18 protein-coding genes and 1 riboswitch are annotated in these 22063 nt (G+C 41.4%); of the genes, 12 read left to right on the top strand and 6 right to left on the bottom strand.

Translation table 11 applies throughout. The annotated features are described in order from the left end of the window. The first annotated feature begins 184 nt into the window (after nucleotides 1-184). A complete protein-coding gene (locus tag U2P91_RS07765; protein ID WP_322519384.1) occupies nucleotides 185-2407 on the top strand; it encodes a methyl-accepting chemotaxis protein in 2223 nt (740 codons plus the stop codon). Nucleotides 2408-2571: 164 nt separating this feature from the next. Here U2P91_RS07765 and U2P91_RS07770 read toward each other — a convergent pair whose 3' ends face one another. After that, the gene (locus U2P91_RS07770; RefSeq protein WP_322519385.1) at nucleotides 2572-4050 is read right to left on the bottom strand and encodes a helix-turn-helix domain-containing protein; all 1479 of its coding nucleotides are present in this window, start codon (nucleotides 4048-4050) and stop codon (nucleotides 2572-2574) included. A gap of 125 nt (nucleotides 4051-4175) precedes the next feature. Continuing rightward, a riboswitch (molybdenum cofactor riboswitch) is annotated at nucleotides 4176-4285 on the top strand. 89 nt (nucleotides 4286-4374) lie between these two features. On the opposite strand from U2P91_RS07770, the gene U2P91_RS07775 reads away from it, so the two are divergent. The 5 genes from U2P91_RS07775 (at nucleotide 4375) to U2P91_RS07795 (ending at nucleotide 10585) form a co-directional block, all read left to right on the top strand. Continuing rightward, the gene (locus tag U2P91_RS07775; protein WP_322519386.1) at nucleotides 4375-4824 is read left to right on the top strand and encodes a 4Fe-4S dicluster domain-containing protein; all 450 of its coding nucleotides are present in this window, start codon (nucleotides 4375-4377) and stop codon (nucleotides 4822-4824) included. Nucleotides 4825-4842: 18 nt separating this feature from the next. Beyond that, nucleotides 4843-6837 (top strand): aldehyde ferredoxin oxidoreductase N-terminal domain-containing protein, encoded by a 1995-nt coding sequence (locus U2P91_RS07780; protein WP_322519387.1) that lies wholly within the window; start codon nucleotides 4843-4845, stop codon nucleotides 6835-6837. Nucleotides 6838-6892: 55 nt separating this feature from the next. Further along, nucleotides 6893-8317, top strand: a complete 1425-nt coding sequence (locus tag U2P91_RS07785) for a phytoene desaturase family protein (protein ID WP_322519388.1) — start codon at nucleotides 6893-6895, stop codon at nucleotides 8315-8317. Between the two features lie 77 nt (nucleotides 8318-8394). Continuing rightward, nucleotides 8395-9228: a formate dehydrogenase accessory sulfurtransferase FdhD gene (gene fdhD, locus U2P91_RS07790; RefSeq protein ID WP_322519389.1), complete on the top strand. Its 834-nt coding sequence runs from the start codon at nucleotides 8395-8397 to the stop codon at nucleotides 9226-9228. A 184-nt stretch (nucleotides 9229-9412) separates the two neighbouring features. Next, nucleotides 9413-10585 (top strand): MFS transporter, encoded by a 1173-nt coding sequence (locus tag U2P91_RS07795; protein WP_322519390.1) that lies wholly within the window; start codon nucleotides 9413-9415, stop codon nucleotides 10583-10585. A 24-nt stretch (nucleotides 10586-10609) separates the two neighbouring features. Here U2P91_RS07795 and U2P91_RS07800 read toward each other — a convergent pair whose 3' ends face one another. From U2P91_RS07800 to U2P91_RS07810, 3 genes are read right to left on the bottom strand one after another with little or no spacing between them, the layout of a single operon-like run. Beyond that, nucleotides 10610-11284 (bottom strand): GntR family transcriptional regulator, encoded by a 675-nt coding sequence (locus tag U2P91_RS07800; protein WP_322519391.1) that lies wholly within the window; start codon nucleotides 11282-11284, stop codon nucleotides 10610-10612. A gap of 2 nt (nucleotides 11285-11286) precedes the next feature. Beyond that, a complete protein-coding gene (locus U2P91_RS07805) occupies nucleotides 11287-11973 on the bottom strand; it encodes a GntR family transcriptional regulator (RefSeq protein ID WP_322519392.1) in 687 nt (228 codons plus the stop codon). Beyond that, nucleotides 11966-12616, bottom strand: a complete 651-nt coding sequence (locus U2P91_RS07810; RefSeq protein WP_322519393.1) for a cobalamin B12-binding domain-containing protein — start codon at nucleotides 12614-12616, stop codon at nucleotides 11966-11968. The genes U2P91_RS07805 and U2P91_RS07810 overlap by 8 nt, the downstream gene beginning before the upstream one ends. 195 nt (nucleotides 12617-12811) lie before the next feature. On the opposite strand from U2P91_RS07810, the gene U2P91_RS07815 reads away from it, so the two are divergent. The 5 genes from U2P91_RS07815 (at nucleotide 12812) to U2P91_RS07835 (ending at nucleotide 17061) form a co-directional block, all read left to right on the top strand. Beyond that, complete coding sequence (locus U2P91_RS07815; protein ID WP_322519394.1) at nucleotides 12812-13948, top strand: uroporphyrinogen decarboxylase family protein; 1137 nt, start codon at nucleotides 12812-12814, stop codon at nucleotides 13946-13948. A 13-nt stretch (nucleotides 13949-13961) separates the two neighbouring features. Continuing rightward, complete coding sequence (locus U2P91_RS07820; protein ID WP_169727704.1) at nucleotides 13962-14114, top strand: hypothetical protein; 153 nt, start codon at nucleotides 13962-13964, stop codon at nucleotides 14112-14114. 90 nt (nucleotides 14115-14204) lie between these two features. Next, nucleotides 14205-15443, top strand: a complete 1239-nt coding sequence (locus tag U2P91_RS07825) for an MFS transporter (RefSeq protein WP_156913261.1) — start codon at nucleotides 14205-14207, stop codon at nucleotides 15441-15443. A 148-nt stretch (nucleotides 15444-15591) separates the two neighbouring features. Continuing rightward, nucleotides 15592-16221: a cobalamin B12-binding domain-containing protein gene (locus U2P91_RS07830; protein ID WP_026395202.1), complete on the top strand. Its 630-nt coding sequence runs from the start codon at nucleotides 15592-15594 to the stop codon at nucleotides 16219-16221. 33 nt (nucleotides 16222-16254) lie between these two features. Then, nucleotides 16255-17061 (top strand): methyltetrahydrofolate cobalamin methyltransferase, encoded by an 807-nt coding sequence (locus U2P91_RS07835; protein WP_322519395.1) that lies wholly within the window; start codon nucleotides 16255-16257, stop codon nucleotides 17059-17061. 181 nt (nucleotides 17062-17242) lie between these two features. Here U2P91_RS07835 and U2P91_RS07840 read toward each other — a convergent pair whose 3' ends face one another. Together U2P91_RS07840 and U2P91_RS07845 are read right to left on the bottom strand one after the other, a co-directional pair. Further along, nucleotides 17243-17977 carry a FadR/GntR family transcriptional regulator gene (locus U2P91_RS07840; RefSeq protein WP_026395204.1) on the bottom strand — a complete coding sequence of 245 codons (735 nt, stop codon included), beginning with the start codon at nucleotides 17975-17977 and terminating at the stop codon, nucleotides 17243-17245. Nucleotides 17978-18079: 102 nt separating this feature from the next. Next, nucleotides 18080-19342 carry a glycosyltransferase gene (locus U2P91_RS07845; RefSeq protein WP_322519396.1) on the bottom strand — a complete coding sequence of 421 codons (1263 nt, stop codon included), beginning with the start codon at nucleotides 19340-19342 and terminating at the stop codon, nucleotides 18080-18082. 216 nt (nucleotides 19343-19558) lie between these two features. On the opposite strand from U2P91_RS07845, the gene U2P91_RS07850 reads away from it, so the two are divergent. Then, on the top strand, nucleotides 19559-22054 hold the full coding sequence (locus U2P91_RS07850; protein WP_322519397.1) for a U32 family peptidase: 2496 nt from the start codon (nucleotides 19559-19561) through the stop codon (nucleotides 22052-22054). Nucleotides 22055-22063 lie beyond the last annotated feature (9 nt).

The raw sequence follows: 22063 nt of genomic DNA on the forward strand, positions 1-22063 counted from the left end.
CCGTATTTCATACCAGCGTTAAGCTCTCAATTAAATAATTATTTACTCAAACTTCGCACATTAAATAATGAATTAATTCATTGTGAAGAGCTTTTCTGTTTGAAAATATTGGCTCATACACGCAGTCGATGATTTATGTGCGAAGTTTGTGTGATAAATAAATAAAAAGAAATAGGATTAGGATATGAATAATAATCAAAAAGCAAACATTTTTTCAGATAATATGCCAGTTTCTCTTGAAGATGTCAAGGTAAAAATCCGTTTGACCACTAAAATGGCAGTGTTTACAGTGACATTGCTTTCATTAGCGGTGATTCCATTAGGTATACTGGCTTACTTTGGGGCGCCCAAAAATATCATTCTTGTTCTTACGCTTGGTGTGCTCATACTTGGTTGTGTCGCAGCTTGTGTTGCAGCTAATAAAATTATTGGTCCCATGACAGCGTATAAGGACACCTTGGATCGATTGGCTAAGGGTGATGTATCGATGGAAATACCGGAAGTAAAAACCAAAGATGAATTTGGGCAGCTTGCTCAATCTTTTAAACGGATGGTCGATATCCGCAAAAGTCAGGCAGAAATTGTTCAGGAGTTAGCAAAAGGCAATCTGCAAGTGAAGATTATACCTCAGTCCAGCGAAGATGTTCTTTCTCATGCGCTGATCAGTCTGGTGAGCACCCTGAATCATGTTTCCGAGGAACTGACATATTTGGGAGAGGAAGCCACTGCTGGCAGGAAGGTTGATGTAATAACTGAGACTGTCGGTTATTCCGGATCGTACCAGCAATTTATGATCAGCATTAAAAAAGGTTACGAGAATCTTTCAACCATTGTAAGTCTCGCAGGCAGATATATTGCTCAAATCGGAGTAGGTGTGGTACCGGATAGAATTTACGAAACATATCCTGGTAATTATCAGAAAATCATTGATTTTATGAATTCCGGAGTTGACGGATTAGGGGCTTTGGAAGAAGGAAATAAGGTTTTAAGACTGATGCGCGTCAATGATATCACCCAGAAAATTGAAGGCGATTATCCCGGTATTTACGGAGAAATTGCGACTTCGGTTAATAGGGTCAGAGAAACAATTGTTAATGTTGTTGAAATTAATAAGGCAATTGCCGCTGGGGAATTTAAAAATGAGCTGGAAATGATGAAGCTACATGGTCAACTAAGCGAAAACGACGAATATCTTCCGAGTATGATTGCCCTGGCAGAAAACATCTCCATGCTGGTACAGGAAACTGGCCAATTAACTGATTCTGCCATTGCAGGTAACTTGGATAACCGTGGCGATACAAGTCGCTTCTCAGGAGAATATGCTCAGGTTATTGCAGGTTTTAATAATGCTTTGGATGCTCTCACAGCCCCAATGCAGGAAGCTTCTGTTGTTCTAAATGAATTATCTCAGGGAAATCTTCGTGCCGTCATGATCGGGAGTTACAAGGGGGAAAATGAACAAATCAAGAATAATATGAATAAAACCATTGAATTCTTAAAATGTTATGTCAGCGAAATATCGAAAACACTGGCGGCGATCAGTAAGGGAAATCTTAACCAGGAAATCACGACCGAGTACTTGGGTGACTTTATGGAAATTAAAACTTCGCTCAACGGTATCGCAGAGAGTTTGAGTAAAACCATGAAAGATATCGATATTGCCGCCGAACAGGTAGATTCTGGTGCACAACAGATTTCGGATGGGGGTCAGGCGGTGGCGCAGGGAACCACCGAACAGGCGAGTTCCATTCAGGAATTAAGTGCTTCGATCGAAGAAGTGGCCGATGAAACAAAACGAAATGCCAATAATGCCAATAATGCCAATGCTCTTACAGAAAAGGTTCGTGAGAATGCTCAGATAGGGAATGCACAAATGGCGAAAATGGTCCAGGCCATGACAGAAATTAATGATTCATCCAACAATATTTCCAAAATTATAAAGGTAATCGACGACATTGCCTTCCAAACAAATATTCTGGCATTGAACGCCGCCGTGGAAGCGGCCAGAGCCGGTCAGCATGGGAAGGGATTTGCTGTTGTTGCCGAAGAAGTAAGAACCTTGGCGGCACGGAGCGCCGAAGCCGCAAAGGAAACTACCGCACTAATTGAAGGTTCCATAGAAAAAGTGGCAGATGGCACAGCGATTGCTGGTGATACAGCTGAAAGTCTAATGGTAATTTTAAGCGATATTGAAATGGTTGCTGGTCTGGTGGCAGAAATAGCCAGAGCATCCAATGATCAGGCCTCGGAAATTTCACAGATTACCCTTGGTATAGAACAGGTTTCAAGCGTTGTTCAAACCAATTCGGCCACCGCAGAGGAAAGCGCGGCAGCCAGTCAAGAATTATCCAGTCAGGCTCAAATGCTTAAGAATATGGTTGGTTTGTTTGAATTAAAGAAGAAGTGAGACGATAATGATTCTTATTGTCTTAAAAAGCAACATGTCTTTTTGTGGCGAATTTTTTTGAAGTGAGTAAATCGATCGCAGTCTTGTAGCGGAAAACATAAAAATGACAACAGTGCATAGCCAGATAATCTAATGGAAGAAAAGCTTTCGGTACTGGTATTATTTTAGTTTTTTACAATCATTTCATAAGATAACATCAAATGTTCACGGATATCCGGGTTATTCATGTCCACTTGGATCAGCTCATGGATTTTTTTCAGGCGATACTGAAGTGTATTGCGGTGAATGTGTAAACATTCCGATGTAATGGTGCTGTTTCTTTCACATCTCAGGTACTGAAACAATGTAAAGCAAAGGTCAGCTTCATTTTCACGATCATAGGCGTTTAGTATCAAAATGGCTGGATGACACAGACAGAGATCTTTGGTTGTTTTTAGCAGAGAATCATGGATATAGGAGGTTGTGAAATCTTCGCAACGACGGATACAGGTATTTGCGGATTTACCATAGTGGATCGCCAGTTTAGCTTGATTCAGGCGCTCAGCCAAGGTATCCCACTCTGCAAAAGGCAGGGAAACACCACAGATAAAATCAAGCGGTTGAATGAGGTTTGTTAATTCATCAACCAGGGTATCAAATTCCGATTTTAACAGCAGTAATAAGGTTTCATTCTCGTAGACAAGACGCTTACCCTGGGGAATATACTGATCAAGCAAACCATTTAACGATTCCTTTGTCAGTTGCTCATGGTTATTCACAAACAATAATAAAACACAGGGAACTTTATTTTCCCAACCCAATGCCAAGAGTACCCAATCCAATTCTTCTTTTGGGACTGTTTTTCTATTTAACAGTTCACAAAATATTTTAGACATGGACTGCGCATAGGTGGATAGTCCTGGAAAATGGGTAAATGATACAATTTTAAGAAATATATCCGCCAATTGACAGTGCCCGGTTGTCACAACGGTTTGGTATTCCATGATTTGGATGTGTAAATGCATGTCATTAGCCTGTTTTAAGGTGCCACCGATACAGCGGTGAGATAGTTCGCCAAATGATAACAGGGAAGCCTTGGTACCTTGTAAAACAACTGAGTAATTATCCGATTTTCGCAACATTTGGATTGAGTAAAGTGGAACCCGTCCAGATTTGACGATGTGCTGCCAAGTTCCCCGAACATAGTCATTTTGATATTCGCGGGAAAAAGCAAAAACGCGACCCTGCCAATTAGCGATAAAAATAGGATTCCGGAAAACCGGAACAGCAAGGTCGACAAGATCCTGCAAAGATGAATTTGAATAAACAGCATCTTTCAGCGAAGACTCCCATAACTGAAAGAATTCATAAGCAGCGAGCGATTCATTAAATATCGAAATAACATTTCCTTCAACAGCAAGATAAAAAGATTTATAGACACAGACAACACATCGATTGGTGTTCAGAACGGGGTTAATTTCTGATTCTAAATCTGTCGATTCAGTGATATATAAGAAAACATCTGCTAATTCTGGTCGCTCTTTATCTTTTAACCGGATACCTGTTATACCAGGTTCTGAAGTTTCATCTTCCATTTTTGATGCGAGGATTTTAACCCCCTTTGCGTCAAACCAGTCCTTCAAAATATACAAACTCAATTTCATGACAAACTCCTTTATCAATTGTTCAAAATGAACAGTCGACTTAATTTAGACGTGTAAAGATTTGGTCTATGTGAACGTATACAAAGATCGATAATGGGATTATACTACACCTAAAGGTCAGTTTCAATAATAATATATTCCGATTTACATATGACCCATGTGGCCAATGTGAACAATGGGTAAAAGAAGTAATTTTTTTGCCTTCCATTTGAAAAGGAATTCAGAACGTTTCAATCGTTTTGTTTTCTTTTTTTGCATTTGAAATAAATGGTGTTCCAAATCATATGAGACACTATTTATAAATAAATTTAGGAGGTTTGATAAATGGGTTTTCAAAAAGCGAAGGGTTATATCGGTATGACTGACCCATCAGTTGCAGCATGCCAGGATTGTAAGGTATGTGAATTATTTTGTGCAGCAACACATGATGGTGCCTGTGGTTCAGAATTAAACAGGCTTTGGGAATCAAGCGATATTTTTGCTGGGGAGTACATCACGTATTCATGTAAACAGTGTCTGGCGCCATCATGTATGGATGCCTGCAAGGTTGAAGCAATTTACATCGATGAGGCGACAGGTGCACGATGCATTGACGCTGAAAAGTGTATTGGCTGTAAAGCCTGTATTAAGGCATGTCCACTGGATCCGCCAAGAATTAATTTTGATAGTATCAATAAAAAAGCGAAGAAATGTGATTTGTGCAAAGAACGGGAAGATGGACCAGTATGTGTTCAAATGTGTCCGACTATGTGTTTGCAACTCAAGAAATATTAAAGATAGGGAGATGAAGCTATGAATGAACAATGCGGATGGGCAGGAAAAATATTAAGAGTAAATCTAACGGACGGTACGTTTTCAGATGTCGATACCATGCAGTATGTTCCGAAATTTGTCGGTGGTTTGGGGGTTGCACATAAGATTTGGTGGGATGAAATGCCGCCAGGGATTAAAGCATTCGACCCAGAAAACAAACTGATTTTTATGACTGGGCCGGTTACCGGAACAGCGTCACCTTCAAGCGGAAGAGCTGAATTTGTTTCCATATCCCCACACAGTTATCCAGAACAATACGCAAATACCGGTATCGGCGGTTCTTTACCCACCTATCTAAAGTGGTGCGGTTATGATGGGATTATCATCGAAGGTAAATCACCGGTACCGGCCTATCTTTATATCTCAGCAGATGGGCCAGAATTAAGGTCAGCACAGGATATCTGGGGATTAGGGCTGGTTGATGCCCAGGAAATATTACATGACCGTCATGGGGAAAACTCGTCGTCTTATGGGATTGGACCAGCAGGTGAAAACCTGATTCGTTTTGCTATCATCGGTTGCGGCATTCACAGTGCAACCGGCCAGGGTGGTCATGGTGCCGTCATGGGTTCAAAGAATCTCAAGGCCATCACGGTAACTAAGGGCAAACATCAGGTGAAGGTCGCTGATCCGGAAGGTCTATTAAAAACAACCTTGAAATTTGGACCGATCAGAAAACCCATGCCTGTTTACGATATGGATTTGGCCGATGATAAAACAAATCCTTTCTGGGATCGCTGGACGGGCCCGGATCGCAAACCTAATTTCTCAATCAACTGGATGGGGAATGTTCACAATAAACCCTTTAAATTTTTAAGTCATTCTTGTGGATTGGGATGCTATGCCTCCTGTGGTTTCTTTGAATTCAAAAATGTGCCTGCTGTAACCGAACCGAAACTGATACACGCTATGACAGGATGCAACCACACCCGTTATGAGCAGTTTTTCGATCGAGAAAATGAAACAGTACCGGGCGAAAATTTCAGAAAAGGTCTGGAAATTCATGAACTGGCGCAACAATTGGGGTTTGGCCATTTTGATATCATTTATGGTTTTGTTCCCTGGTTGTATTATACAAAAGCTATGGGTCTTGACACCGAATCTAAGGTTGGAATGCCAACTGATGTTCGGTCAAATGTTTGGTGGATTAAGCTTCTGAAAATGATTGCCTACCGTGAAGGTTTTGGGGATCTCATGGCTGAGGGGATCCGTCGAACGGTTGTGGAATTGGGTGAGGATGAATACGCTCATCCTATTTATGAAGGTCCTGAAGCAGCCAGAGAAGGTAACTGGCCTAAGGTCAGATTGCCGCTGGCACCGTTGGGGGCCTGGGGATACACATCAAGAAGTTTGGTTATGGAAATGCCATTCCCAATGGGCATGCCAGGTCTTTTAAACTGGCTCATTGAAACCAGAGATCCTCATCACAGCAAGTGGCCGGATTGGGCGCATAAGCGGTTTGGTGAATGGATGGCAACAGAAAAAGATCATTATAACAGTACCTTCCCACTGGAGTGGGCAAGACAAAGCACCATTCGGGGAACGCTGTTAGATTCTCTGACCGCCTGTTTCCAGTTCCCACTGCGTAAATATATGGGAATGGAATTTGATTATGATGAGGTCGGGGACGGTTCCGAAACGACTTCTATGGAAGCAACTCTCTTTTCCCAGGTTACTGGAGTTAATGTTACCGAAGATGAGTTTTTCGAATATGGTGAACGAATCAATACCTTGTTTAGAGCCATTCAGATCCGAAACCATGAACGAACCGCTGATATGGAATTTAATGAGTTAATGCCCCGGCTTTATGATGCCTATGATAAGGATAAATTTAAAATTACTACTCAAAATTGGTATGAATATTTAGGTTGGGACAGAGAAACCGGTTGGCCGACCCGGGAAACGTACGAAAAATATGGATTGAAAGATGTGGCTGATGAACTGGCGAAAATAGATAAATTGCCCCAAAAATAAAAATAGACGTTAATCAGATATTTTTAAATCGATATAGATGAAAGAAGGAGAAAACATGGCAGAAAAATTCGAAAATATCGTTGTTGGTGCTGGCTTTGCAGGTCTGACCTGTGCCGGATATTTGGCTAAAAGCGGCCAAAGGACTCTGCTTTTAGAAAAAGGTTCGGTAATTGGTGGGAGGGCTGCGGCCCACCCTGCCAATGGATATAATGTTGTGATGCATCTGCCACTAATTATGACATCCCTCAATGGTGGTGGTGGGTACGGATGGGCGAATGCAGCAAAAGATTTTGGTGCCGACATTAAACTGCACTTTAGCCGAGAACCGCGGCTTTATCTTAATGGTGTAGAGGATCCATATATGACAATTCCAAAATGCATCACAACCGAAGCTGCTGTTGACTGGATGGAGAGTTTTTTAAAAAAAGCCCGTCCGGATCTCTGGTCTAACAGCTGTAAGTCTGAACTATATCCGATGGTTGATGAAATACTTCACAAGCCATTTAAAGAAATGTGTGAAGAATGGGATGAAGTATCAGTAAAAGACTGGGTTCAATCCCGGAGTATGGATAAGGGGATTGAATATGTGTTTACATCATTGATGGCCTGTTTCTGCTGGACTGCTGATGCGGAATTCACCTGGAACTATGGTTCAGCAGCCAAAGGATTTGTGATGCTGCGCATATGGATTGGCAATCAGGGGGCTATGTCAGTCGCAATCCCTGATCTTCAGCATGGTATATGTGAGCCCATAGCGGAAGCCATTACCACGAATTTTGGTTGTGATATTAGAACAAACTCAGAAGTCATTAAAGTTATCATTGAAGATAATAGGGCGGTTGGAGTTGAAATAAAGGATGGAAATGGAACTATTAAACGAATCGAAGCTAACCGGGTGATTCTTGCCACAACCTGGCTGGATTACCTGAAATTGCTTGAAACAGTGCCGCCAACCTTGCTGGAAACTATGAAAGCTCCTCTTCAACAGAAAATGGGCGGAATCTTTTTAACGTATCAGTTGAATAATTCCATCAGTCTGGATGGAGCATTTACGCTGTTTATTAATCCAAAAACGGGTTCATCAATTCAGGGTGGCTGTGCTCAGAATATTGAGCAGCCATGGAACGTTCCGGAAGGAAAGCAACTTATCTGGGCATATTCGGTAAGAAGTGATGCCGATTTTAATCGATTGGGACTGGAAGGAATTGCGGCGGAAGTTACCCAAAATATGGAATTGCTTTATCCGGGATTTAATCGCGCATTGGAATCTACCAGCCCGGTGAAAGGCGCCAGTTATCCGTCTCATTATCGATTTAGTTCACTTCCTAAGATTCGCCAAAAATCGCCGGATGTGGACGGTCTATTCTTTGCCGGTGAATGCACCTGGCCGATGTATGGTCAGATTACTGATGGAACTGCCAGCACTGGAGCAAACGTGGCTAAATTAATTCTGGAGACAGATGATTTAGCAGGGGTATGAAATAAAATCACGGCATGATTGATTTCGATTAATGAAAAATAAATTCAAAATTAAAGTATTTTAATGAAAGGGATCAAATGAATGAAAATATAGTCAGAATGCCCCCAGGAAATGCACCAGATATCCAATGCCATCATTATTTTGATGGAAAATGGGAAGACCAGATGATTTATGTACCCCAGGAACTGCCATTGGCCATTTATATCAATGGCAGAGAATTGGTTACAATTCTATGCTCCCCTTCAAAGCTGAACTTTTTAGTTGTTGGATATTTATTGGCTGAGGGCATCATCGAAAATATTGAGGATATTAATATTTTAAGAGTCTGTGAGGAGAATTCAATTGCCGATATCAGATTGAAAAACAATGATTATAAATTGCCTGACAAACGAATTCTCACATCAGGATGTGGCGGAGGGATGAGTTTGAATAACGGTCATTATCAAGAAAGGCTGGTTTCAACACTGAGTGTGGCACCTGAAAAACTTTTTATACTTGTCAAGCAAATGATAAAAAGCGGAAAAGCTTATCGTTTAAGTGGTGGCAGCCACACATCTGCACTTTGTGACACCAACCACATCATTGCCTTGGGAGAAGATATCGGGCGTCACAATACCTTGGATAAAATCATCGGTGAATGTCTGATGAGGAATGTTTCAACTAAGGACAAAATCCTTATAACCAGTGGGAGAATCGCCTCTGAAATGTTAAGAAAAGCGGTCAAGATGGAAATACCTATGGTAGTGTCATTAACTTCCCCAACCCAACAGGCGATAATATTGGCCAGGGAATTGGGGGTTACTCTGGTTGGTTATGTCCGTGGCAGCCATATGACTGTTTACGCCAATGAAAAACGACTGGGAATTATAGCAAAAAATGACGAGCAACACGTCTCTGAACAAATAGGTTAAAGAATGACTTCCGGAATGCTTAAAATCCGGAAGTCTGTTTACATTTAAAAACAGGAAAAATTATCAGAATAATAGTATAGTAGATAGTGTAAAATAAGTGGATCGACGCGACATGAAGTGGTAGTCAGTCTTAAAAGTCTTTGATATTATTTAAAATACTGGAAAAAATTTAGGAGTGAAATCAATGTTAAATATTATATTGCTGGGGCTGGTAAGCTTTTTTTCAGACATCAGCTCAGAAATGGTTTATCCTTTGATTCCCTTATATCTGACATCGGCGTTTGGAGCGACGCCAGTACTTGTCGGGATCATCGAAGGGATTGCAGAAAGTATTGCCAGCTTACTAAAGGTCTACAGCGGTTATATCTCAGATAAGTACAAGCGGAAAAAAATTCTGGCTTTTGGTGGGTATTCCACCGGAATCATTTATAAAATAGCGCTGTTGATTGCCTCCTCCTGGACAGGGATCTTGTTTGCCAGAGTGATTGATCGGATTGGAAAAGGGATCAGGACAGCGCCCCGGGATGTTTTAGTCTGTGAAAGTGCGGATACAAACAAGATGGGGAAGGCTTTTGGTATACACAAAGCTCTGGACATGGCCGGATCAGCCCTAGGAATCTTAATCGCTTTTTTCCTCCTGTCACAGGCGGAAGGAAACCTTGACTATAAAACGCTGTTCACAATTTCTATCATTCCCGCAGCAATCGGGTTGGTGATCCTAATGTTTGTCAAAGAAAAAAAAGAACTACGAGAAGTCAAAGAGCGAGAACCCTTCTGGAGAAATGTGAAAAATTTGGATGTAAACTTAAAACTTTACCTGGCTGTGACGTTTATTTTCACACTAGGCAATTCGTCCAATGCATTTTTAATTCTCAGAGGAAAGAGTCTAGGCCTAACTGACGCAAATGTGATTTTGCTCTACTTCATTTATAATGTATCAGCAGCTTTATTTTCCGTGCCTTTTGGTCATCTGTCGGACAAGTACGGCCGGAAAAAGATTCTTGTTTCTGGGTATATCACCTTTGCCTTGGTTTACGTCGGGTTTGCTTTTGTCTCAAATGCAGAGGTGCTGGTGATTCTGTTTATCATTTATGGTCTTTACACCGCCATGACAGCAGGCGTTGAACGGGCTTTAGTCTCAGAAATTTCACCAGTCAATCTAAAAGGGACAATGCTGGGACTTCAGGCCACCATTGTAGGGATTGCCCTGCTGCCAGCCAGTGTCATTGCCGGCCTGTTATGGAACGTTTTTGGACCTCAGGCACCATTTGTTTTTGGCGCCGGGCTGTCTCTGTTTGCCGCCGGTATGCTGATTTTTCTGATGAACCGAAATTCAAAACAACACGGGCAAATATAAGCTATACCGGCAAGAAGGGGAAAACTATGTAGAGAAATTAAGGTGGAGATAATGAGGGTTGAAATAGGTCTTAAATCGAGCTGCTTCTGTTAGCGTTTTGCGATGCGTAAATAGGATTTCAATAAAAAAAACAGCACTATGCGGTGCAACATCAATTTTTTCAGCAATTTTTTCTGGACAGAAGTCGGCAACCAGAGTGATCTGTTTTTGAAGTTCCAACGGTTTATTGAAAAGTAATAAAATATCTAAATCTGAGTTTGTCAGTAATTGATTTTTATTTAATCGAAAGTTATTGGTATTTTCATAAAAATACTGTTTGATGGCATAACATATATTTTTTTTATCAACATCAAACGTTTTTTTGATGACCAAAGATTGCATTTCCGATCCAACCGGTGTGATCGAAAACTCAAAATCATTGAGCCCGGCAAACATGCTCGAAAGAAGTTCATCCTCTCGATAATAGAAACTAAAATGATCAAGTGCCGGTTTGGTGATGTAATTTCCCTTTCGTGGAATCGTCAAGATGTAGCCTTCATGAGCAAGAATCATCATGCTCTTTTCAATGGTTGATTTGCTGGCATTGTAAATATCCAATAATTCATTTTCTGAGGGCAATCGGCTGCCAGGTTCCAGTTCGCCTGAGATTATTTTATCTGAAATGTCTTTGACGATTTGTTTGTATAGCTTAGTATCCATGCTTATTGACCTCGAATTTTGAAGGCATTCCCTTTAAAATAGCTCTTTCCATAGCGGATGATTTGACTGACCTCATTTCGGGCTGTCGCTTCGATTTGAATAATCGGAAAGCCAATTTCAACTTCTAAGATTGAAGAAATGTGTTCATCAGAAGACAGGACAGCCAAGGTTACATGCTTTTTAATTTTTTCACCATTATCAGCATTTTCGTCAATATTGATGTAATGAAACTCTTTTTCCAGTACCGGTTCTTTAGGATTGTAATGAAGATAAGTTATATCATATCCGACGACCTCACCATTATTGAAGATGCGCTGTTTAACTTCAATGATCTTTTTTTGAGTAAAATTCTGCATACGAATACGAAGATCATCGCTCATATCAACAATATCGACAGACAGCAATTTATGTTCAAAATCCTGATCGTCATTTCTTTTGAAATTGATATCAAAATGAGTGAAGTCTGGTTTGCTGACAAAGTGACCTTTTCCCTGAACGCTGTAAATATAGGTTTCATTGATCAGTACCGCCAAAGCCTTCCGCACCGTCATCCGACTGATTCCATAGCTTTGACTCATGTAATTCTCGGAAGGAAGGGGATCACCGGGACTTAAAATGCCATCCGCGATGTCTTTTTTGATCGCATTAACAATAATCTGATATTTTGAGAGGGGTGTTCTATTAGCCATTTTTTTCGCGCATCCATTCGTTACATTTGGTGATCCCGGTTTCCGCAGATTTTGTTGCAAAATCAGCTCCGATATAGTTTAAAAGATCATCAGAGAGGGATAGTCCGCCAATGATTATTTTAAAATCATTTCTGATATAATTTTTAGTCAACAGATTAACTGTTTCCGTCATGGATTTTATGGCATTTGAAATGATACCACTCATGGCTAAAATATCCGGCTTTGTTGCCAGCGCCTCTTCAAAGAACTTATCCGGTTTGACGTCAACCCCCAGATCAATTACCTCATAACCTTCAGTTAACGCCAGGTTGATAAAAATAGACTTGCCAATATCATGGATATCATTTTCGACGGTGCCAATTAGAATTCTGCCAGTTCGCTCAGTTGCTGTTAATGACGAACCCGTTTGTTCCAAATCATCAAAGAAATTTAAGACGCTTTTAAAAACACAGCCGGCCATGATCAGGTCCGCAATATAATAGTCAAGGCTTTCATAGAGAATCCCGATTTCATTCATCCCCAGGATAACATAACGGATAATTTCTTTACGTGTTAAACCATCTGCTACAGCCTGGGACACTAAATTTAAGACTAAATCCTCATCCAAATTACGGACTGCTTCAACAATTTCATCTTTTATCACAGAAGTTCCCCTTTATAATGATTTGCTTTGAACTATACTATATCAAGCATTCAATAAAAAATCAAATCCTGTGATGGATTTGTTAAAAAATAATATTTTACAAAAATAGTTGACAAATGTGCTAAATAGAATTAACATATACATGTACAGGGTAGTCGCGATACCAGATTTTATTTTATTAATTGGAGGTACAAAATGAGTGATCAAAATATTTATGAAGATCGCATTAAATTATTCAAAGATACCACTGAATTAAAGAAAACCGAAAGGGTTCCAAATCTGTCAAATTTCTTTACCTGGAAAATACTGGATTCACCTTACAAACTGAGTGAAGCGATGAATGATTACGATAAAATGGAAAGAATTGTATGTGATTTTCATGAACGGTATCACTTTGATGCTTATATGGATTTGGGCACACGAAATCCCATTCGTGTCACTGATGCACTAGGTGGAGGTGATCACGAGGTCAACGACAAAACAGAATCAATTAATTATTATGATCATGTATTGATGAAATCAGATGAATATCAGGAATTATTAGATAATGAGGTGAAATTTTTATGGACAAAAGTATTTGCCAGAAAGTTTCCAGATACAACACCTGAAAAACTCATAAATGCTGTTCAGGAATTGATGGCTTATGGTCAATTCAATGATAAGATGACGAATAAATTTGTTCAGGAATATCATTGTCCATCTGTTTTTAATATGAATGCAGTTTTAATGCATCCGTTTGAGTATTTACATAATAATTATCGAGGCATAAAAGAAGTATCAATTGATTTAAGAAAACGACGAACGGAATTGAAAGACGTCATTGAAAAAAAATTCGAAACCCAAATGCTGCCGGCTCTGGATGCAGCTTTAGATCTGGATACAAGTGCCTATGTGTGTGATACTTACTTTCCAATGCTGGCTCATGCCATCCTTAGTCCTAAACAGTTTGAGGATATTTATTGGCCCCAATTAAAACAAATTATTGACAAGGTCGTGGAAAAAGATAAGACCATTTACATTTTTTGTGAAAGTACCATGCTCCGCTTTAAAGATTTTTTTCAGGATATTCCCAAAGGACATGTTATTCTTCATTTAGAACAAGATGACATCTTTGAAATTCATAAAGAACTGCCTAACATCTGTCTTGCTGGGGGAATGACAACCGATTTGCTTGGTAATGGAACGCCCCGTCAATGTATTGATTATTCAAAAAAATTGATTGATGAGTTGGGTAACGGATTTATTTTTAGTCAGAACAAAATGGTTTCATTCAGAAATGATTGTACCCGGGAAAATCTACTGGCGGTAAATGAATTTATTAGAAATTATTAAGAAGGAGGTCAAAATGATGTTAGAAGAAAAAGATTCAGCAATAGATAACCCGTTTTTAACTTATCCGGAGGGATGGAATCAGGCGGTTGAAAGTTTGGTGTTTCTGCCGGAAGAAATGCGGGAAGGCTTCTTGATTCAATTTATAACAACTGTTACCAGTATGTAAACGATATTTAGATACGGAATGAGTAATTTAACAATTAAGCTGTAGAACTCTCTGCAGCTTATCATATTCTGATTGAAGAAGGTGTTATTGTTGAAAAAAAGTACTAATTCATCAATGAAACGATGGATGATCTGTGGTGGGTGTTTTTTAATTTGTTTTATGGGATATGGATTAGCCTATTCATCAATCAGTCTATATTCGGTGAGCATCTGCGAGGCGTTTGGTTTCAGTCGCGGGCAGTTTTCTGTTGTCATGAGTCTGCTAAGCTTATCCATGAGTATTGGGGCCTTTTCTTACGGTAAATTATCCCAAAAATTGAGTCTGAAGTTCTTAATGATATCCGGCGTAATTATGATTGCTGCAGGGGTACTGTTGATGAGCTTTTCAACGACTCTTCCGATGTTTTATTTTGCTGGTATTCTGATTGGTCTGGGGCTCTCTGTCGCTACGGTTATTCCGGCAAGTATCCTTATGCTGAACTGGTTTGGCGATAAAAGGGGTGGTGCGCTTGGAATTATTCTTGCATCAACCGGAATCGGAGCGATGGTTTTTAGCCCATTAGTCATTTATTTTATTGACTTAAAATCATTCGAATACACGCTGGCATTTTCAGGAATAATTCTGGCCGTTTTACTGGTGCCCGTTGTTGTTTTTGTAATTAAGGAAAAACCAGCTACTCAAAATAAAGAAGAAAGCCAAGCTGAAACAACTTATGAAGAACAGAGACAAGGTCAAAAAAGTGGTCTATCACTTAAAGAAGCCAGAAAAACATTCGCATTTTATTTTTGTACGATAACTGTTGCGATGTATTCGATTGTGTTTGTCGGGGTAACCTATTTTATTCCTTCTTATCTATTGGATATTGGTTTAATGCCAATGGTGGTGGGTGTTATGATCTCACTATTGAGCGGAGCTAATGCCATCGGAAAAATAATAATGGGGAAAATAAATGATGTTTTTAACGTCAGTATTTGCGTAACTTATGGGACCGTTTTATTTATCATTGCCATGGTGATTGCATTATTGATTCAATCACCAGTCATGGCAGGGGTTTTTGCCATTATTTATGGATTGTCCGTGTCAACAGCCTCATTTCCGCTAACCATCATCGTTTCAGACTTTTTCGGGGAAAGGGCTTATGGGGAAATTCTGTCATTTATTCAAGGTATCGCTGGTCTTGTTGCAGCACTTGCCATTCCTATTGCAGGATTAATATATGATACAACGGGTAGTTATAATCTGATTTTTATGATATATATTGGACTCAGTATCATACCATTTGCCACTTATTTTATGGCATTAAAGAAAAAGCCGGTAATTGAATTTTAAATGAAAAATGGACGCGAGAATGCGCCTGATCTTTTTGAATAGAAGATGCGGTATAAAGAAAATTTAATTTTTGATGATGAGGATGCCGATTTAAAATACGGAAATTCTCATAAAAAAAGATGAACGACAAATTAAAGAGGAGAAAAATATGTTAGACTTAAAAATTTTAACACAAGCTTTGGGAGATCTTGAAGAAGATCAGGTTATGGAAATGTTGAAGGAATTTGCGGATACAAGTCCTTCAGAAGCAGAAGCACTGGAAGCAGTAGCGGCTTGTCAGGCCGGGATGGCAATTGTCGGAGAGCTTTTTGAAAGTGGAGAATATTTTGTCGGTGATCTGATTTTTGCCGGAGAGCTATTAACTGAAGCCATCAATGTTTTGAAACCGGCTTTAGGTGGAGGTGCTTCAGTGGTAATTGGAACGATTCTCCTAGGCACGGTCCATGGCGACTTGCATGATATCGGCAAAAATATTTTCAAAAGCATGTCGGAGGCAGCGGGATTCGAAGTTGTTGATTTGGGGATTGACGTCGAAGTGGACACCTTTGTTAAAAAAGCTCAGGAGATCAAACCTCAGATTATCGGCATGAGCGGGGTTTTAACGCTAGCCATTGATTCCATGAAAGATACCGTGGAAGCACTGAAGGAAGCCGGTGTGGATGCTAAAATTATCATCGGCGGGAATCCGGTGACCAAAGAAGCCTGTGCGTTTGTCGGTGCGGATGCCTTCACCACCAATGCTGCCGAAGGGGTTAAAATCTGTCAGGGACTTGTCTAAATTCAAGGAATTAAAACACTATAAGGAGCAATTATGATAATTATTGGAGAGAAAATTAACGGCACCATCCCATTAGTTAAGGAAGCAATTGAAAAACGAGACGCCGACTTTATTGCTGATCAGGCGGTCAAACAGACAGAAGCTGGCGCAAGCTTTATTGATGTATGCGCCAGCACCGCCCCGGAATATGAAATTGAAACCTTGAAATGGCTGATGGAAGTTGTTCAGGACGCCACCGATACCCCAGTGTGTATCGACAGTCCCAACCCCCGGGTGATTGAGGCAGTTTTTAAATATGCCAACAAACCCGGGATGCTTAATTCCATTTCCGAAGAAGGCGACAAATGTGAAGTTTTGCTACCACTGTTGGAAGGGAACACCTGGGAAGTCGTGGGTTTGACCTGCGATGATCGGGGCATACCTAACGACGTTAAGACTAAGGTGGATATCACCAAAATTTTAGTGGAAAAAGCAGCCCAATATAGCATCACCCCGGATCGGATTCACATCGATCCCTGTGTCATGGCTTTATCCACGGAAAACAATTCAATGCTGAACTTTGCAGCCGAAATCAAAGCCATCAAAGAACTTTATCCCACCATCCATGTGACTGGAGCCATCAGCAATATTTCCTTTGGCTTACCGCTACGGCCGCTATTGAACAAAACGGCCATGGCCTTTGCCATTGATGCCGGGATGGACTCCGCTGTCATGGATCCGCTTAATCGGGATCTAATGGGTACGATTTTTGCCACATATGCATTAATGGGACAGGATAAACACTGCCGGAAATACAGCAAGGCGTTTCGGGCAGGAGAGATAGGGCAGGTCCATAAATAGATAATAGAATCAAATATTTTTAAAATGACATTTGAAAAGATGAGCCCTGCTACAGCATGGCGATCTTTCACGATGAAGGCTATAAGGAAAGAGATGTGGATGTGGAGATCCAGATTAATAAGATAATTGACAAAGAACCGGTCCAGGGGTTACCTGAATCGGTTCTTTGTTAGTTTTATTTTCAGCAATGGGCTTCGTTCCGATCTTCATACCAGAAGCTGACACTTTCGGCTACAGCTGCTTCAATGGCGTCGTAGTCTTTGTTTTTAAGACAATTGTACAAATCCAGATGAAAGCGCTCAGCGTTGTTAAAGCGTTCATCGGTATCAATGGTATCCTCAATGGACAGGGCAAAAACTTCATAAATCCCGTTGACGATATTGGAGATATAGGGATTATCACAAATATTGGCAATCGCCACATGATATTGATAGTCCAGATAGGCGGCTCTTTCTTTGTCACCGGATTCATAAGCCACACGGATTTCTTTGATGCGGCTTTTTAAATTTACCAGATCTTTGTCAGTAACCTTGGTCATGGCGGTACGCAGTACCGTTTCGTCCATCATCCGTCGAAATTCGACCATGGCATTATCGCTGCGGGACTGGAAAATAATGCTGTAGATAATGGGGTTAAAGATGGTTGGCGCAATGTGGTCGCAGACGTAGGTGCCGTCCCCTCGTTTGATGGTAACAACACCTAAGGTTGCTAATATTTTCATGGCTTCCCGCAGGGAATTACGGCCTACCTTCAATTCTTCCATCAAAATAAATTCACTGGGCAGTTTTTCACCCACCTTAAATTGTCCGGCGGCAATAGCCTTCACAATCTGGTCAATGATTTTATCAACGATGCTGCCGTTATCGATCGGGGTAAGAGCAGATGCTTTACTGTTATTCTTGAGAAAAGTTTTCATCAAAACCTCTTTACTAATCATAGGATGTTTAAACGTTCTATAATATTATAACAGCTTGTTTGAAAAATATCAATCTTGCTTTGATAGTGTTGAGTATTTCATTCAAGTCTTTGTTTGACAGTAATTTTCAATAAAAGCAAGAGCAGTTTCAGTTCCATTCTCCTGATCGATGATGATCTTCAGGGCTTGGGCCTTTGATTGGATGGCCTCTTCTTCAAACGCAATGAAGCGTTGAATCAGAGCTTGTATCGTGACCTGGGTTTCCTTCAGTGGTTTTAGTGCATACCCCTGGTGATAGAGGCGGTTGGCCCAGAAGGGTTGGTCTACCGAAAAGGGGATAATCAGCTGCGGCTTTCCACTTTTGATGGCCGCTGCCATAGTTCCCACGCCGCCATGATGGATAATCCCTTTGCCATGGGGAAACAACAGTGAATGGGGCGCGGCAGCGATGGTCAGCAGATTCTCATCCTCATCAAAGCGAAAGCCGCTGTTGCCCGATAAAAGGATGCCCCGCTGATGGGTGGCATGAAGGGCTTCCTGCAGATGTTTTTTAAATTGTTCCGGAGCTTTAAGGGGCATACTGCTAAACGAGATAATAATCGGTGCTGGTCCCGAGTTTAAAAAAGCCGTTAATGTCGAATCCAGGTGCTCTGTTTGGGAATCAAGATAAAAAAATCCAGGTGTCAGAACCCGACCCTCCCAGCTTGTTACTTCTGGAAACAAGGCCTTGCTGATCGGATAAATGATCGGGATCACTTGACCATTCAGGGAAAAGGTGTAGAGTCCGCTTTGACGTTTGGGCAGATGCAAGGTTTTTTCTCGGAAATCATTGACCTCTTTGATGCTTGATCGTTCGGCTTGAGCAATCACCGAGTAGCTCCAGCGATTCAATCGCTTTCCGAAATTTTTGGTTGGCGAGATGGCCAGGTTGGGAAATTCATCAATCGGAAAGGTAATCGGCACCGGGGGAATGCTGATACAGGGAATGTCGAGAGCCCCAGCAATATCGGGAGCACCGAAAGCCTTGGGATGATAGAGGATCACATCAGCTCCCCGGGCAGCATCATAGAACTGATCGAGGGTTTGTCGAAAGACCGGATTAACTACCTCATCCAGATATTTTTTGGTGCGAAATGGGTGTTGAAGCGCATGTTTGAAAACCATTTGTCCTTCCTCGGTTTCCAGCATCGCCATCAGATCGCTGGCCGCTTCTTTAAATTCGATGCCGGCTGCTTCAATAAATGGCTTGAATGTTTTTCCGGTACAGATCACGGCCTGATGTCCTTTTTCCAGGGCTTTTTGTGCCAAAGCGACAAAAGGTTGAACATCCCCACGGGTTCCTAAGGTTAAGATTGAAATTTTCATTAATGACTCATCTCCTCGCTTCAGTTTGCAATTAAATCCACTTAGTAATGATACTTTTTTTACCCTGATTTTTCAAGATTAATAAGGCTATCGGTAATAAATGAATTAAAGAACAAAAAAGAATATCAAATCTTCTTTATTTTATCTACATATGTTATAATAATCAATTGCATAGAAGTTACGTGAAACATCGATTAATAAGAACATGAGGTAAGAATGAATAAAAAACCAGAACTGCTGGCACCGGCCGGAACCATGGAAGCGGTCATTGCGGCCATCAACGGTGGGGCGGATGCAGTCTATTTTGGCGGCAAATCTTTTAATGCCCGTCGTAATGCTGAAAATATGACGGATGAAGAAATAAAAGCGGTGGTCACCCTTTGTCATCAACATGGGGTGAAAGTCTACGTCACCTTGAATATATTAATAAAAAACTGTGAAATGAGCGAATTAGTCAGCACCCTTAATTTTCTGAAAACCCTTAATCTGGATGGCCTGATTGTTCAGGATATGGGATTAATCTATTTGATCCGCCATTATTTTCCCGAATTCAAACTCCAGACCAGCACCCAGGCTTCTGTTTATGGCGTAGAAGGAGTGCTGTTTTTTCAGGAACTTGGTTTTTCCCGGGTGGTTCTGCCCCGGGAAATGCCATTAACCCAAGTAGCTGAAATCAAGAAAAAAACCCAGGTTGAATTAAAAATATTCACCCATGGAGCCTTGTGCTACGCCTATTCTGGCCAGTGTCTGATGAGCAGTATGATTGGCGGCCGAAGCGGCAACCGGGGTCTCTGCGCACAACCCTGTCGCAAGAATTACCGGCTGTTTGATGAGAACAGTCGACTGGTTCAGGAAGGCTATCTCCTCAGTCCCAAGGACTTAAATACGTTGGACGACCTGGAGACAATCATCGCTTCGGGTGTGGACTCCTTAAAAATTGAAGGCCGGATGAAAACACCGGAATACGTTTATGGGATCACCCGGGCTTATCGGGAAGGCATCGATGCTGCTGCCGGGGATAAGATTACCAAAACTGTTGATAATCAGGCCGTTATGCAGGTGTTTAACCGGGATTTCACCAGGGGTCATCTTTTTAACGAAGCGGATCTCCTCAATGCCCAGGTGGGCAAGAACCGGGGCGTTTTAATTGGCCAGGTTGTCAGCCTTACTAAAACCGCTAAAAACCAGAATCATAAAAGTGCCTATCAGCCTCTGGGGATTCGCCTCAATGAGGATGCTCAGCTTCATGTCGGGGATGGCTTATCCTTTGGTGAGGACGGGAAAATGGGGACCAAGGTGGATGCGATTTTCACCCCGGCCGGCCGCCGGCTGGAACAAGGCCTTGGTGGCGATACCGTGGCCATTCCCTGTCGCTATGGGGTTTCACCAGGAACACCACTTTATAAAAATCTTGATAAGAACTTAATGGATAGCCTTAAACAACTGGGTTCCCAATCCCTTGATCAACCAGGCACCGCAGTGAATTTTAATCTGCTTCTCAAGCTGGGCAAACCGGCCGAAATAACAGCTTTCACCCAGGGGTGTACGGTTACATATACTGCCGATTTTAGTCCCGAATTACCGCTGAAAAACCCCATTGATGAAGCGATGGTTCGGGAGCAGATTTCCCGAATCGGCGGCACCGGTTATGAACTGGGGACTATTTCCATGGAGTTGGATGATCAGGTATTTTTGTCCCGCAGCCAGTTAAACACCCTGCGCAAAGAAGTCTTGATTAAACTGGCAGAGGCTCTGGCAGATGCTGAAAAAAATGCCGGAAATACCGGTGAGTTAAATCAGACGATGACGATTGTGCCGCTGGAGAAAGAGCTGGCGGGTCAATCAGAACGAGCTAAACAACTGCAATCAGCAGACGCGAAAAAACGGGTTTCGTTGGCATTTGAAAAAATGCCGGATCATCAGTTTTTAGCGCTTTTGGATGGGCTGGGTCTGGATCAGGTCGTACTGCCTTTACTTGGGGAGGGGGTCGCGGAAAAGACCGCCCTCTTGAAAGATCTGGGCATCGCAGTTTTACTGAAGACACCTAAAATAATGGATGACCAATTAACTAAAAAAGTACGTCGTTTAGTGAGCAAAGAGATGAATCAGGATGGCTTTTTAATTGGCAATTATGAAGCCCTGCATCTGCTAAATAAAACATCATCTTATTTAGAGGCGGATCAGTCGTTTAACCTGTTTAATACCCTGGCAACCAGGGCATTAAAAGAGTGGGGCATCGGTGGCGGCGTGTTATCGCCGGAACTTTCTGAAACCGAGCTGAAAGAAATAAGTGAGCATTCTGAGATTACCATAGTTTTACCAGTTTACGGTTCGCAGGAGCTGATGGTCAGTAAAAAATGCCTGTTCGGCTGTAAAAGCTGTCTGGAAAAGAAAAAAGGAACAACCAGTTTGTGCCATCAGGAAATGTCCGGTCAGCTGGTGGATGAGCGCGGGTTTGCCTTCCCGGTAGAACGGGATGACCAGGGACTGATTCATGTCTATAATGGCGATACCTTATTTTTAAGGGAAGAAATCCTTGAATTAAAAGCTGTGGATACCTGGCGAATTCATCACCGTAATGAAAGTATGGAAAAGTTAAGAACCATCATCGGCTATTACAGTCAGGGAATTTATGACAAACATTGGGGTCTTCCCGAAGGACTTGGGACCGAGGGAACCACCCGGGGGAGTTTTAGACGAGGCGTAAAATAGAGGAGTGAA

This window comes from Acetobacterium sp. K1/6, assembly GCF_034438075.1.
GTDB classification, from domain to species: domain Bacteria; phylum Bacillota; class Clostridia; order Eubacteriales; family Eubacteriaceae; genus Acetobacterium; species Acetobacterium carbinolicum.

Excerpts from the sequence above, each read along its gene's own strand:
- U2P91_RS07765 (WP_322519384.1), top strand. The coding sequence starts at position 185 with ATGAATAATAATCAAAAAGCAAACATTTTTTCAGATAATATGCCAGTT.
- U2P91_RS07770 (WP_322519385.1), bottom strand. The coding sequence starts at position 4,050 with ATGAAATTGAGTTTGTATATTTTGAAGGACTGGTTTGACGCAAAGGGG.
- U2P91_RS07775 (WP_322519386.1), top strand. The coding sequence starts at position 4,375 with ATGGGTTTTCAAAAAGCGAAGGGTTATATCGGTATGACTGACCCATCA.
- U2P91_RS07780 (WP_322519387.1), top strand. The coding sequence starts at position 4,843 with ATGAATGAACAATGCGGATGGGCAGGAAAAATATTAAGAGTAAATCTA.
- U2P91_RS07785 (WP_322519388.1), top strand. The coding sequence starts at position 6,893 with ATGGCAGAAAAATTCGAAAATATCGTTGTTGGTGCTGGCTTTGCAGGT.
- fdhD (WP_322519389.1), top strand. The coding sequence starts at position 8,395 with ATGAATGAAAATATAGTCAGAATGCCCCCAGGAAATGCACCAGATATC.
- U2P91_RS07795 (WP_322519390.1), top strand. The coding sequence starts at position 9,413 with ATGTTAAATATTATATTGCTGGGGCTGGTAAGCTTTTTTTCAGACATC.
- U2P91_RS07800 (WP_322519391.1), bottom strand. The coding sequence starts at position 11,284 with ATGGATACTAAGCTATACAAACAAATCGTCAAAGACATTTCAGATAAA.
- U2P91_RS07805 (WP_322519392.1), bottom strand. The coding sequence starts at position 11,973 with ATGGCTAATAGAACACCCCTCTCAAAATATCAGATTATTGTTAATGCG.
- U2P91_RS07815 (WP_322519394.1), top strand. The coding sequence starts at position 12,812 with ATGAGTGATCAAAATATTTATGAAGATCGCATTAAATTATTCAAAGAT.
- U2P91_RS07820 (WP_169727704.1), top strand. The coding sequence starts at position 13,962 with ATGATGTTAGAAGAAAAAGATTCAGCAATAGATAACCCGTTTTTAACT.
- U2P91_RS07830 (WP_026395202.1), top strand. The coding sequence starts at position 15,592 with ATGTTAGACTTAAAAATTTTAACACAAGCTTTGGGAGATCTTGAAGAA.
- U2P91_RS07835 (WP_322519395.1), top strand. The coding sequence starts at position 16,255 with ATGATAATTATTGGAGAGAAAATTAACGGCACCATCCCATTAGTTAAG.
- U2P91_RS07840 (WP_026395204.1), bottom strand. The coding sequence starts at position 17,977 with ATGAAAACTTTTCTCAAGAATAACAGTAAAGCATCTGCTCTTACCCCG.
- U2P91_RS07845 (WP_322519396.1), bottom strand. The coding sequence starts at position 19,342 with ATGAAAATTTCAATCTTAACCTTAGGAACCCGTGGGGATGTTCAACCT.
- U2P91_RS07850 (WP_322519397.1), top strand. The coding sequence starts at position 19,559 with ATGAATAAAAAACCAGAACTGCTGGCACCGGCCGGAACCATGGAAGCG.